Origin of the sequence: Salinisphaera sp. C84B14 (assembly GCF_040361435.1) — a bacterium.
In the GTDB taxonomy this organism is placed as follows: Bacteria; Pseudomonadota; Gammaproteobacteria; order Nevskiales; family Salinisphaeraceae; genus Salinisphaera.
The window spans coordinates 16,824-29,787 of the sequence record NZ_APNL01000027.1; the positions used below are offsets into that span (position 1 = coordinate 16,824).

Annotated in this window: 11 protein-coding genes; 6 read left to right on the top strand and 5 right to left on the bottom strand. The window is 66.2% G+C overall.

Translation table 11 applies throughout. From position 1 onward, the window contains the following. The first annotated feature begins 205 nt into the window (after window positions 1-205). Window positions 206-1,969 (top strand): EAL domain-containing protein, encoded by a 1,764-nt coding sequence (locus C84B14_RS17000; RefSeq protein WP_353225865.1) that lies wholly within the window; start codon window positions 206-208, stop codon window positions 1,967-1,969. Between the two features lie 212 nt (window positions 1,970-2,181). Here C84B14_RS17000 and rsmA read toward each other — a convergent pair whose 3' ends face one another. From rsmA to C84B14_RS17020, 4 genes are all read right to left on the bottom strand, one after another. Further along, window positions 2,182-2,973, bottom strand: a complete 792-nt coding sequence (rsmA, locus tag C84B14_RS17005) for a 16S rRNA (adenine(1518)-N(6)/adenine(1519)-N(6))-dimethyltransferase RsmA (RefSeq protein ID WP_353225867.1) — start codon at window positions 2,971-2,973, stop codon at window positions 2,182-2,184. Window positions 2,974-3,116: 143 nt separating this feature from the next. Next, window positions 3,117-4,130, bottom strand: coding sequence for a 4-hydroxythreonine-4-phosphate dehydrogenase PdxA (gene pdxA, locus C84B14_RS17010; RefSeq protein WP_353225869.1), 1,014 nt, complete (start codon window positions 4,128-4,130; stop codon window positions 3,117-3,119). A 6-nt stretch (window positions 4,131-4,136) separates the two neighbouring features. Beyond that, on the bottom strand, window positions 4,137-5,555 hold the full coding sequence (locus tag C84B14_RS17015) for a peptidylprolyl isomerase (RefSeq protein WP_353225871.1): 1,419 nt from the start codon (window positions 5,553-5,555) through the stop codon (window positions 4,137-4,139). Then, window positions 5,552-7,888 carry an LPS-assembly protein LptD gene (locus C84B14_RS17020; protein ID WP_353225872.1) on the bottom strand — a complete coding sequence of 779 codons (2,337 nt, stop codon included), beginning with the start codon at window positions 7,886-7,888 and terminating at the stop codon, window positions 5,552-5,554. The genes C84B14_RS17015 and C84B14_RS17020 overlap by 4 nt, the downstream gene beginning before the upstream one ends. 299 nt (window positions 7,889-8,187) lie before the next feature. On the opposite strand from C84B14_RS17020, the gene C84B14_RS17025 reads away from it, so the two are divergent. The 4 genes from C84B14_RS17025 to C84B14_RS17040 all read left to right on the top strand — a co-directional run bounded on the left by C84B14_RS17025 (window position 8,188) and on the right by C84B14_RS17040 (window position 11,372). Beyond that, window positions 8,188-9,177, top strand: a complete 990-nt coding sequence (locus C84B14_RS17025) for an aminoglycoside phosphotransferase family protein (protein ID WP_353225874.1) — start codon at window positions 8,188-8,190, stop codon at window positions 9,175-9,177. Between the two features lie 8 nt (window positions 9,178-9,185). Beyond that, entirely contained in the window at window positions 9,186-9,848 is a 663-nt protein-coding gene (gene murU / locus C84B14_RS17030) for an N-acetylmuramate alpha-1-phosphate uridylyltransferase MurU (protein WP_353225876.1), read from the top strand. A 91-nt stretch (window positions 9,849-9,939) separates the two neighbouring features. Continuing rightward, a complete protein-coding gene (locus tag C84B14_RS17035; protein WP_348766961.1) occupies window positions 9,940-10,368 on the top strand; it encodes a hypothetical protein in 429 nt (142 codons plus the stop codon). Further along, window positions 10,365-11,372: an OmpA family protein gene (locus C84B14_RS17040; protein ID WP_353225878.1), complete on the top strand. Its 1,008-nt coding sequence runs from the start codon at window positions 10,365-10,367 to the stop codon at window positions 11,370-11,372. Before C84B14_RS17035 ends, C84B14_RS17040 begins: the two co-directional genes overlap by 4 nt. A gap of 49 nt (window positions 11,373-11,421) precedes the next feature. On the opposite strand, the gene lexA is transcribed toward C84B14_RS17040, so the two are convergent. After that, window positions 11,422-12,060: a transcriptional repressor LexA gene (gene lexA, locus C84B14_RS17045; protein WP_353225880.1), complete on the bottom strand. Its 639-nt coding sequence runs from the start codon at window positions 12,058-12,060 to the stop codon at window positions 11,422-11,424. A 144-nt stretch (window positions 12,061-12,204) separates the two neighbouring features. Between lexA and C84B14_RS17050 the strand changes: the two genes are divergently transcribed. After that, window positions 12,205-12,876 carry a hypothetical protein gene (locus tag C84B14_RS17050; RefSeq protein ID WP_353225882.1) on the top strand — a complete coding sequence of 224 codons (672 nt, stop codon included), beginning with the start codon at window positions 12,205-12,207 and terminating at the stop codon, window positions 12,874-12,876. Window positions 12,877-12,964 lie beyond the last annotated feature (88 nt).

Consider the following 12,964-nt stretch of genomic DNA (forward strand, 5'->3'; position numbering starts at 1 on the left):
CGGTGGCGGTGGTGCCAAGGCGGCGGCGCGTGCGCGTACGATCGTGCATGCCTGAACAACGTCTTCGACTATGCCGGTCGGCGCGCGCTACGCGTTATGCAGGGTGGTCTTGGGTCCACCCGCTGACTGCGCCGGTGGGCGCTAGCAAAGAGTTGCCGGCGCGCTGGGGCTTCGCGCTCGCCAGCGGCCGAGTTTGGATTCGAGGGTGAACATAAGCATGAAGACCGCCGCGCCAAAACACAGCCAGGGTAAGCCCACGCCACCGGCCGCGCTCTATGCCCTGGCTGCGCTGTGCCTGATTCTGGCCGGCTATGCGGGGTTGCGCGCCGTGCAACTGACCAGCGCGGCGCGCGCCGATATGCTCGCAAAAGCCGAGGCTGCAATCGTATCGGCGACCGCGGGGCATATCCGCCAGGACCGCGTGCCCACCCGCCTGATTGATGCCACGCAAACGCTGCTGGCGGATCCGGGCCTGCGGTTGAACTATGTCACCGTTCGCAATGCCGGCGGCGCCACGCTGGTTTCGCGCGGCCGGTTTTCGAATCGTTTCGAGTTATTCGGCCCCGGCATCGCCCCGACACTGCGCGCCTGGGATTATCGTCTGGAATCCGCGCAGGCAACCTTGCGCTTGTCCGCGCCGGGCCAGGCCGGCGCGGTGGGATCGGCAGAGTTTGGCGTGAGCTGGTTTGCGGTACTCGGCCATGCCGGGATCGGGCTGGTTATCTGGGCTACCGTCTTGCTCGCCGGTCTAGTGGGCCTTGTCGGAGCCCTGGTAGCCGCCGGTGGCTCGCAGCGCGCCGCGGTCGAAGCCGCGCAGCACGCACCGACGATACCTCAGCAAACGAAGAAGCCCGCAGCGGGGCCGTCGCAAACGAATCGGCCTGGGTCACGCGCGTCCTCGAGCCTGTTCCGACGCGGGGACAAGAAAAAGCGGGACGACGAGTTCGAGCCGATCGCGCCCGCGGCCGTATCGCCCGCGGCCCGGCCGTCGCAACCGGCGGCCGGGGGCGAGCCTGAGCCGCAGCCCACGCCGGCGTCCAAACCGCCAGCAACGCCGCCGGCAACCACCGCTACGCCGGCGGATACGCAAGGGGCAGCACAGCGACAAGCCACAGTGTCCGCTGCCCCAGCGCAGACCGCCGAGCCACCGCAGAGCGACGCTCGACGCGAGGCCTCGCGCCCGGCGCCGGCGCCGGCATCGAACGCGACGGCGTCAGTGCGCCCGCCGCCGGCCATTGCGCCGGCCGAAGCCGAGCTGCACGCGCCGCGTATGGACGCCGAGCCGCAGCTGGGGGATGCCACGCTGGATTTGCGTTTCTATCCGATCTGGCGCGACAGCGGTCGGGAAGTTCTGGCCGGCGCCTGTGCGGCCCTGGCCTGGCGGCGGCCCGATACACGGCTTGTCGACGCCGACACCCTGACGCGCCTGGCGGAGCAGAAAGGCGCGCTGCGGGCGTTCACGCAGTGGATCGCACGGCGGTTTTCGCTATTGCACAGCAACTGGCGCACGCTCGAAATCAATACCGTGCCAATCGTATTACCGATCCCGAGCGCAATGCTGGCTTTCGCCGACGCCGAGGCGGTATGGCGGGATACGCTGCGCCGAACCGATCGCGATCCGAACGATCTGATCCTGCGTCTGACCAGCGCCCGTTCCCATCGCGGTGCGCACGCCTCGCTGCCGGTACGGCGCGCCTTGACGCTGGCCGGCCATGACAAGCCGGTGCCGGCCGACTGCGACGTGGCCTGTATCGACCCGGCACAGGTCGGTTCGGATATGGAGGCCTGGTTTGAGCGGGTTGATCAGCTCAAGGCGCCGGTCCTGCTGGGGCCGCTGGCCGATCCGGAGCCGTTTGCGCGGTTGATCAATCACGAGCGGGTGCTCTGGTTTAGTGACGATGCCCAGGCGCTGTGTTCGCCGCGCGAGTTCGCGCGTCTGTTGACTCGTTGCTCTACCCGCCCGATCTAGGGCCGGTCAACGCAAACGAAATGGCCGGCCTCCCGACGGGCCTCCCGACCGCGTGTGTCCAGAAATCCACCATGCCGCGTCGCGCGTCGCCAATTGGGCCTACCCGCCATCTGTGCTCCCGCCTTGCCTTGCGAATTTCTGCAAGGCAACGCAACGGTTGGCGTTAGCGTTTGCAGGCCCCAAGCGGGGCGGCCGTGCCTGTGCGGCTGCCTTCAATCCGTGCCGCTGCTGGCCTTGTCGGCGTGGGCACGATTGGCAAGACGGGCAAAATCGGCTGGCGCGAGCCGCTCGGGCCGCAGCATCGGATCGATATCGCAGGCGTCGATTGCATCGGCATCGAGAAAACCGCTTACGGCATTGCGCAGGGTCTTGCGGCGCTGGCTGAACGCGGCGGTTACCAGACGGTCGAACAACGCCGGATTGACGATTTCGAAGTCCGGGGCCCGAGGGGTGATGCGTACGACCGACGACATGACTTTCGGCGGCGGGTTGAAGGCGCCCGGCCCCACGTCGAACAACGCCTGGGCATGCGCACGCGCCGCCATCGACACGGTCAGTCGGCCATAGTCACGGCTGCCGGGCGAGGCGGTCATGCGATCCACCACTTCCTTTTGCAGCATGAAGTGCATGTCCACAATCGGCGCCGTGCTGCCCAGTAGCGTGAACAGCAGCGGCGACGAAATGTTGTAGGGCAGGTTGCCAACCAGGCGCAGCGGCCCGCGGCGTTTGGCCAGGGCCGCATAGTCGATACGCAGCGCGTCGCCTGCGATCACTTCCAGACGGGGGTCTTGTGCGGCACGGGCTTCGAGCTCGGCGATGAGGTCGCGGTCGATCTCGATGACGCTCAGCCGCTCGACCCGTGCGAGCAGGGGCGTGGTCAGGGCCCCCTGGCCGGGGCCGATTTCCACCAGGGCATCGTCGGTGGCCGGCGCGAGCATGCTCACGATGCGATCGATCACGCCGCGTTCGTGCAGGAAGTGCTGTCCAAATCGTTTCCGGGCCATGGCAGAGCTCTTTGAAGGCGGTCGACGGGCGCAGCGGCGTTGGTACGCGACGCCGCCGTTCTTATCCAGCCGCCAGTGAACGGCGGCCGCGCGGCTGGCTGGGGTGGGCGGCGTTGATCACCGAGTGTGCAACAAAACCGGCTTCATCGCGGCTCGCCCGGGCGGCGTCCGGCCGCGGCCATGCGCAGCGCGGTATCGATGGCCGCCTGCAGGCTGCCGCAATCCACGGCCTCGCTGCCGGCCAGCTCCAGGGCCGTACCGTGGTCCACCGAGGTTCGAACAATCGGCAGGCCCAGGCTGATGTTCACGGTGCGGCCAAAGCCCAGGTGCTTGATCACGGGCAGGCCCTGGTCGTGATACATCGCGACGACCGCATCCGCGCCGGCCAGCCGGTGCGGGGTGAATAGCGTATCCGCCGGCAGGGGGCCGACCAGGTCGAGCCCGCGTGCGCGCTCGGCCTCAAGCACGGGCGTGATCACCTCGATCTCTTCGCGCCCTAGATAGCCGTTTTCGCCCGCATGCGGGTTCAGCCCGGCGACCAGCAGCCGTGGCTGCGCGATGCCGAAGCGCTCGCGCAGGCCTGTCTCGGTCACGCGCAGCGTATGGGTCAACGATTCGCGGGTGAGTGCCGCCGGCACGTGGGCCAGGGGGATGTGCACGCTGGCCAGCGCAACGCGCAGGGCGCCGTCGTCGGTGGCCAGCATCATCACCGGCTCGTCGCTGGCGCAGCGCTCGGCCAGATAGACGGTATGGCCCGAAAACAAGATGCCCGCTTCGTTGATCACCGCCTTGTGCACCGGCCCGGTTACCATCCCTGCACAGCGCCCCTCCAGGCACATATCGACCGCGCGATCGAGGCAGTCGAGCACGTAGCGGGCATTGCCGGAATCCAGCGCGCCGGGGCGTGGCGTATTGGCGCAACGCAGCGGTTCGATGCCCAGCGTGCCGGCCGGCAGAGGCCGGGGCGGCGCGTCGTAGTCGATCGTTTCGAGCGTCAGCGCCAGCCCGAGCTGGGCGGCCCGGGCCTGGAGCAGGTCCGGGTCAGCCACGGCGACCAGCTGGGCCGACTGTTCACGCTGGGCGATCCGTACCGCCAGATCCGGGCCGATGCCCGCCGGCTCGCCGGGTGTGAAGGCCAGACGTGCGGTCGACGTCAACTTGACCTAGCCGCCGTTGCTGGACTGGTAGCCCGGCATGCGCACGTCGACATAGGCCTCGTCGCGCAGCTTGCGCAGCCACAGCTCGCCTTCCTCTACCGATTTCTGCTCGCCCAGGGTGCGGCGTACGCGGTCGCGGGCCGCTTCCCGGGTCTGATCGCGCTCGCGCCGATCGGTGACTTTCAGGATCTCGTAGCCTTCACGGGTCTGGAATACCGGGCTGACCTCGCCAGGCGACAGCGCCTCGAGCTGGCGCCGAGTGATCGGATCGAGCCGCTGCTGATCGGGCTGCACCCAGCCCAGGTCGCCGCCCTGATTGGCGGTCGCGCTGTCGTCGGAATATTCGCGCGCTAGCGCGGCGAAGTCGTCGCCGGCTTCGAGACGCTCACGAATCTGGCTGCCGAGCTCGCGGGTACGTTCGGCGTCGCGGATTTCGTTGGGCTTGAGCAGGATATGTCGGGTCTGTACCTCCTGCACCATGACCTTGGGCTGATTCTGGGCATCGCGCCCGCGCACGTCTTCGAGCTGCACCAGATGAAAGCCCTGGCTGTCGCGGAATACGTCACTGGTTTCACCGGGCGACAGCGCAGGGACGATATCGCGGAACGTGCGCGACAGGTAGTTGCCCTGCATCCAGCCCATATCGCCGCCGTCGAGCGCGTTTTCGCCCTTGGAATAGGACGCCGCCGCGTCGGCGAAGTCGGTGTCGCCGTCGACGATCTGCTGGCGCAGCGCTTCGAGCTGATCGCGGGTGGCTTCGATGGTGGCCGAATCGGCGCCCTCGCTGACCGGCAACAGGATATGGCGTACCCGATATTCGCGATCCTGGGCGTTACGCAGCGACTGGTTCTCCAGGTAGCGGTCGACGTCTTCGTCGCTCACCGAAACCTTGGACATCACTTCCTGACGGCGCAGCTTGCTGACCAACAGTTCTTCACGAACCTGCTCGCGCAGCTGGTCCATGGTCATGCTGTCGGCGGCCACCGCGCGCATGAACTGCTGCATGTCCATGTTGTTCTGCTGGGCGATACGGCCGATGCCGGCATCGATTTCCTGGTCGCTTATCTCGATACCGCGCTCGCGTGCGCGCTGTACCTGCAAGCGCTGCATGATGAGCTGGTCGAGCACCTGCGAACGCAGGATATTGGGCGGCATCTGATCGGCACGCCCGCCGGCCCGGGCGCGGATACGTGCCACCGCCTGGTTGAGCTCGCTTTCCAGGATCACGCCATCGCCGACCACGGCCACGATTTCGTCCAGGGTCTGGGCGTTAGGTTGCGTGGACGCGGCATCGGCGCTGTCCGACGAGCGGCTCATCAACGAGTAGTCGTCGGGAAAGCCCAGGCTCTGTGCCGATGCCGACAGCGAGATGAACGCCAGCGGCGTGATGGCGAGCGCGAGGCCCGTAGCGAGGAGATATCTCATGGGAAGCGGATGGTATCAAAAGAGCTGCTCGAACTGCGGCCACGGTCGTTGTCGTCGTAGACGTCGTCGTCGACGAACGACTGTACGGTGTCACCGAACTGGCCGAGGCCGTTGAGTACGAACTGGAACATGATGGCGGTATCCATGCTGCCGTCGTTGTTTGCTACATAGCGCCGCCAGGCCACACGCCCTGCCCAACAGCAGGAGGGGCGGTATTCGAAGCCGGCCAGCGTCTCCACGTTTTGACTCTCCTCGAGCGAGTAGTTCCAACGCCCGAGTACGTCCAGGTTTTCGGTAACCGGTGCGCGCAGGCCGACCGCGGTCTGTTCCAGGTCTTCATAGGCGCCGGATACCAGCGTCGTACGCGTGGTGTCGTCGTCGATACGGTCGACTTCGCGCAGCGGCCGATAGTCGTTGTAACGCCGATAGCCCAGATCGAGCTGATAGCCGGCGTCGGTGCGATAGCTGGCGGTTGCGGTCGCGCGATTCACGCGGCTGTCGTCGGGATCGTACTGCACGGTGGTACGCGCGGTGATGTGCTCGGTCGGGCGCAGTTCCAGGCCGGCGACATAATCGGAGCCGCGATCGCCGTAGCCGACTTCGCCGCTGGCGGGCATGTTCACGCGCAGATCGCGAAAGCCGGTGACACGGCCGAAGTCGACCTTGGCCACGGTGCGCCCGCTCTGCGGCTCGATAAAGCGCGAAGACACGCCCAGCGTAAGCTGGTTGGCGTCGCCGATACGATCCGAGCCGACAAAACGGTTGTCCGAAAACAGGCGGTCGAAGTGCAGATCCGCCACGCCGGAGTCCAAGATCGGGATATCCGACTGATCCTCGTAACCGGTGTAGAGATACTGTGCGCGCGGCTCCAGCGTTTGTACCCAGCCGTCGTTGAAGCTGCGCGCGAAGCGCAGCCCGCTGCCGAAGGTGAACTGGGGAATATCGCGGGTGATGACATCGTCGCCGCCGGTATCCGCGGGGCTGAAGTTGTTGGCGTTGTCGAAATTGCGAAGCTGGTAGCGGGTCACGCGATAGGAGGCTTCGCTGTTGGCATACCAGCCGCCGCGATCCACGCCCCAGAGCAGGCGCGGGCGTGCTTCGGCGCGGTAGGCGTCGATATCGTCGTCGCGCTGGAAATTGCTGAATTCGGCGTCGAGGCCGGCACGCACGGGCGTGCTCGGGGTGAGCATTTCCAGGCGCGCCTGGGGCATGCGCTTGTAGGGCTCGTTACTGAACGCCCGATCGAGGTTGTCGTTGTCCTCGTCGTAGTCGTCGAGCGTCTGGAAATCCTGGGCCAGCAGGGTGAAGCGCAGCCCGGTGTCCACCGCGGTCAGGCGCACTGCCTGTTCGAGCTGTGAGGTCGAGGTGCCGGCGAGGTCGTTGCTGAGATCCTCGAAATACTGGTCGTCGCTCACACGGGTGTAGTTGGCTTCGATGCCCAGATGCGGCGTGAGCTGGCCGATGTGCTCGAAATGAAACAGCGCACGGTCGTCGTCGTATTCGTTGTCGCTGGGCAGATATTCGCCGTCGAATTCGCCGCGGTGGTGGGCGTAGAGATAGCGTAGCTGGCCACCGAGCTGTAAGCCGCGCTTGCCGAGCACCCGCGGCACGACGGTCGCGTCGTAGTTGGGTGCGAGGTTGAAGTAGTAGGGCACGGCCAGCTCGAAGCCGGAATCGCTGGTGCTGCCGATGGTCGGCGGCAGCACGCCGCTGTGGCGTCGGTTGTCGATCGGGAAATTCAGGTACGGCGAATAGAAGACCGGCACGCCATAGAAGCGCATGACGGTATCGAAGGCTTCGCCGCGTCCGCTGGTGCGATCCAGCTCGATACGGTTCGCCGAGAGCAGCCAGGCCTTGGTTTCGCCGTCGCAGGTGGTGTAGTTGGCGTCGGTCAGCTCGAAACGCCCCGCGCCCAGCGCGTTTACCGTTGCCGCCTGGCCACGCCCGCCGTTGGTGAGGATCGAATAGTTGGCTTGATTGAACTCGCCGGTTTCGTCGTTGACCAGCACGTCGCCGCTGTCGGCGGTCAGGAATACGCCCGGGCGATAGTATTGCAGGCCGTCGCGTGCCTGGGCCCGGCCGCTCTTGCGGTCGTAGCGCACGAACGGCGCTTCCAGGGCCTGACCGTTGCGCTCGAGCCGGACGTTGCCGGTCGCCTCGGCCACTTCGTCCTGCAGGCTGGCCTGATCGGCCACGAGGGTGGAATCCGCGCTGGGCTCGGGCAGGGCGATCGGCGGGGTATCGACAGCGCACCCCATTTCGGCGGCAATGCTAGGCTTGGCCGCCAGCGCGCCGACACAGACAATCGACACGCCCAGCACGAGCGGTGTCACGGTTGGCAGGCGCAGTGCGAAACGGCCCCGCTGCAACGCCGACTGGCGCCGCAAACAGCCGATCTCTGAACGACCCGAACCGAAACGACCGGAACCGAAACGACAATAGTGAACAGCGATACGAATCACGGCGGGATGTCTCACCCTTGGACGTGGCGAAACGCGTGGCCCGGGCCACGGCGCGGCGCCGCAGAAAGCGGTTGTGTTCGCAAGCGAACCCCCAATGCGCTCCGATTATGCGCACCCGCTCGAATACCCGCAATAAAACAGGACGCGCCAAAGGCCTGGGAGCGAACTGCATGAACAGCACGCGCGATACCCGTCGTGAAGCACTCGAAGCCTGGGTCGCGCAGGAACTCGACGCCATGCCGAGCTGGACGGTCGCCTCGGCCGATGCGAGTTTCCGACGCTACTTCCGCGCCCGGGTGGGCAAGGGTGAGGCGGCAAACTGCTATATCGCAATGGATGCGCCGCCCGAGCGCGAGGACAACCCGGCGTTCGTACGCATTGCCGAACTCATGGCTGCGGCGGGCCTGAACGTGCCGCGGGTGCTGGCGGTCGACTACGAGCGCGGCTTCATGCTGCTGACCGATCTGGGCACACGCACCTTTCTCGACGTGCTCGATGCCGACAACGCCGACGCGCTGTTCGGCGCGGCCACCGGTGCGCTCATCGACTGGCAGCAGGCAAGCCAGCCCGGGGTGTTGCCGGACTATGACCGGGCCACGCTTGCTGCCGAGCTGGAATTGTTTCGCGACTGGTATCTGGCCCGCCATCTGCGCTACACGCCCACGGCCAGCGAGCAGGCCGATATCGATGCCGCCTTTACCTTCCTGCTCGATGAAATCTGTGCCCAGCCGCAGGTTTACGTGCACCGCGACTACATGCCGCGCAACCTCATGGTCAGCCACCCGCTGCCGGGCGTGCTCGATTTCCAGGATGCTCGTTACGGGCCGGTAACCTACGACTTGGCGAGCCTGTTTCGGGATGCCTTCATCAGTTGGCCGGCCGATCGTGTCGAGGGCTGGACACGCCACTACTGGGATGCCGCGCGTGAACGTCGTATTCCGGTTGGCGACGACTTCGCGACCTTCAAGCGCGACCTCGCACTCATGGGCGCCCAGCGTCATCTCAAGGTGCTGGGCATCTTTGCGCGTATCGCCCACCGCGACGGCAAGCCGCGCTATCTCGCCGATACGCCTCGCTTTGTGCGCTATCTGGAACCCGTGGTGGCCGAATACGAACCGTTGCAGGGGCTGGCCCCGCTGCTGGCGAAGTCCGCACCATGAGCGCACCCATGAAAGCCATGATTCTGGCCGCCGGGCGCGGCGAGCGCCTGCGCCCGCTCACCGACGAAACGCCCAAGCCGTTGATCGAAGTCGGGGCCCGCTCGTTGATCGGTCATCACCTGCACGCGCTGGCGGCAGGCGGATTCGAAGACGTGGTGATTAACGTCGCCTATCGCGGCGAACAGATCGTGGCCGCGCTCGGCGACGGCAGCGGCTGGGGGCTGCGCCTGCACTACAGCCGCGAAACGCCCGGCGAACTGGATACCGGTGGCGGTATAAAGCGTGCCCTGCCGCTGCTGGGCGAGGCCCCGTTTGCCCTGATCAGCGCCGACGTGTTCACCGACTATGACTATGCACGTCTGCACGAACGCCGCCATGCCGATGCCCACTGCGTGCTGGTCGACAACCCCGAACACCATGCGCAGGGCGATTTCGGCCTCGTCGATGGCCGGCTGGTCGATCACGAGCCGCGTTTGACCTATGCCGGTATCGGCGTATTCGATCCGCAACGATTCGCAAGCCGCGATACGCAACGCTTTGCGCTGTCCGTGGTCATACGTGAGGCGTTGGGCCAGGGACGGGCCAGCGGCGAGCAGCATCGCGGCGAATGGATCGACGTCGGTCGGCCCAGCGCGCTCGAGGCCGCCCGCCATGCGGCCGTGCGTGGCTGATACCGAAAGCGCTGTTAGAATCCCGGGCCTGTCGAGCCGGCCGTGGCGGCCGAACGCGGCAGGCGCACCGTCAAGACAATGGAGAAGCCGCATGCCGGCGAGTATGTCGAACCTTCTGATCCGGGCACTTTTTGCCGGGCTCGTGATCCTCGCGAGTGCGGGCTGTGCATCGAACGCGGTAGTCGCGCCAAGCGCGCCTGACGAAAGCGTACTGGCGCCGGCCGAACAGGCGCTGGCCAAGGCACGCGCGGCGGATGCCGATACCTTTGCGCCGCGTGCGGTCGATGCCTCGCGGCGCCGTATTGCTACCGCTCGCGATATTCTCTACAGCGCGGCGCGTGCCAATCGCGAACTCAGCGACACCGAGCGTGACCGGGTCGAGGCGCTGGTGGCAGCCGCCGAACTGGATGCCCGCTCGGCGCTGACCCAGACCCAGGCGAAGGCGGTACAGACCAAGCTGGCCGAGCTGCAGGGGCAACTCGATGGCTCTGCTGCGGCCGCCACGGAGGGCGAACGATGAACAAATCCTGGATGATCGCGCTCGGCCTGGCGCCCTTCATTGCCGGCTGTTCGGTATTCGAAAACAACGTGGTGCCGCCGAGCCCGGCGCTTACCGGCATCAACGCACAGAACGCCGCGCTACAAAGCCAGGTCAAGCGCGTGCAGGATGGCGAGGCGCGTTTCGCCCCGCTGGACAACGCCCGCGAAGCGCTCGCCGCGGCCGAAGCCCAGGCCGATGTCGAGCAATACGCGGCCAACGAGCTGGCCGGGGCGCGTAGCGCACTGGAGGAGGCCGAGCAGGGCTGGCAGGCGCTGGCCAACAAGCAGCGTCCGGCCAATGCGAAGCTGGTAGCGGTAGCCGAACAGGCCCACCGGGCCCAGCGGCTGGCAGAAATCGCGCGCTATACCGCGGTACGCGAAATCAATCTCGAACAGCTGATCGCGGTCAACGACGAACTCAAGGCGCGCGGCGATCAAGCGGCGCCCGCCGCGGGCAGCAGGCCGGCCGCCGGCGCGGTTCAGCCGGTATCGCCGGCCGATCGCAAGCTGGTGGGTCAGCAGGTGGTGCCGGACCGCTTTGGCGACGTGTCGTTCGAAACCGGCACCGCACGCATGAAGGCTGAGTCCCAAACCACGGTGCGCCAGCTTGCCGATCTGCTCAAGGCACATCCGACCGTGGGCGTGGCAATTTTCGGCCATACCGACAGCGTCGGCCCGTCGCCGGAATCCATCGACCGGTTCGTGGCGGCCAACCCCGGCCTGGACGAACAGGCGCCAACCCGGGAAGAAAAGGTGCGCGCATTCAACCTCGCGCTTTCGGCCGCAAGGGCACGGGCCGTCGCCCAGCAGCTGGTGGAAAACGGTGTACCGGCGCGACGTATCGGCGCCCGCGGTTTCGGTGATACCCAGCCGGTGGCGTCCAACGACACCGCCGAAGGACGGCGTGCCAATCGCCGTATCGAAGCCGTGATCGTACCGGGCCCCGATAGCCCCGAAGCCCGTAGCGCACGCTCGGGCGCCTAGCCGTCGATTGTGGTGCCGGCGCACGCACTGCGCGTGCGCCGGCTAGGGCCTACTGCAGGCTGCGGATCACGCCGACTGCGATACCTTCCAGCGCCAGCGATTCGCGTTCGGCGTCGACCACGATATCGGCATAGTCCGGGTTTTCGGCCTGCAGCCGTGCCGTTTGGCCATCGCGGGCAAACCGCTTGACCGTGACCTCGTCCTCGACCCGAAACACGGCGACCTGGCCGTTGCGCACTTCGCTGGCCTGGGACACGGCCAGCAGGTCGCCGTCGAAAATGCCGACGCCGATCATGCTGTCGCCGCTGACGCGAAGCAGATAATCCGGCCGGCGCGAAAACAGCCCCGCATCGACTTCGCAATGGCGCTCCACATGTTCCACCGCGAGCAGCGGCGCGCCCGCGGCGACACGACCGATCACCGCAAGGTTGAGCGTATGCGCAGCGGCAACGTCGTCGGGCTCGGGCGCGTCGTCGGTCGAGGTCAGCCGAATCCCCCGACTCAGGCGGGCATTGAGCTCGATAAAGCCCTTGCGTTCGAGCGTGCGCAGATGCGCCTGTGCCGCGTTTGCCGAGGCAAAGCCAAGCGCTTCGGCAATCTCGGCGCGGGTGGGCGGCGTATGGCGTTCGGCGATCGTGTCGCGAATAAACGCATAAACGCGACGCTGTTTTTCGGTGAGCTCGTTCATCGTGTAAGGATATCCAGTAACTCGGCCTGCGCGCAACGCGGTGGCGGTAATTCGGCGCGTTTGACGCGCTGCAACACGAGCGTTAGTCTATGTGGATGCTGCAACGCAGCAAATGAAAAGAAACTAATTGTGAGAGGGCCAGACATGAAGATTCAGGAAATCGTTTCGGACGTACGCAATCGCGTTGGAACCGTCGGACGCAACTATCAGGATGCGTTCAAGGCCTATTTCGATGCACAGCGCCAGGCCGTAGGCGTCGTGACCAAGAATGGCCAGACGCTGGCCAATACCGAGATCGGCGCGGCGAAAAACGTCTTCGCTGCAGCCAAGACGAGCTTCGAGAAAGCACGCAAGGACGGTGTGCGAAAGGTTGCCAACAACCCGCAGGCCTATGTCCCGAACGGCCGCGACCAGATCGTGTCGGCCTATAAGGACACCATCGATCTGCTGGTGCAGACCACCAACGAGCTGAGCAAGGTTGTAACCAGCGGTTATAAGTCCGTGCTCGGCAAGCTCTCTGGCGAGACGAAGAAGGCGTCTTCCACCCGCAAGCGAGCCGCCTCGACCAGCCGCAGCACAGCGAGCAGCAAGAAGAGCACGTCGGCTGCCAGCGCCAAAGCCGGCGCGAGCAAGACCACGGCCGCCAAGCGCAAGACGGCCTCCACGCGCAAGAGCACGGCGAACGGTTCCACCGCCAAGGCGGCTGCCGGTACGGCCACCACGCGCAAGCGCAGCACGGCCAAGAAGGCGAGCGCGCCCGCGCCGTCGGATGCATCGCAGGCGACGCCCGGCAGCACCGATAGCAGCGCTTCGTAATTCGACGCCGCAAAAGCAGGCGCCCTCGAGGCGCAACGAAAAAGCCCGGCTCCGGCCGGGCTTTTTTTTGGTTCATCGCACATTACCG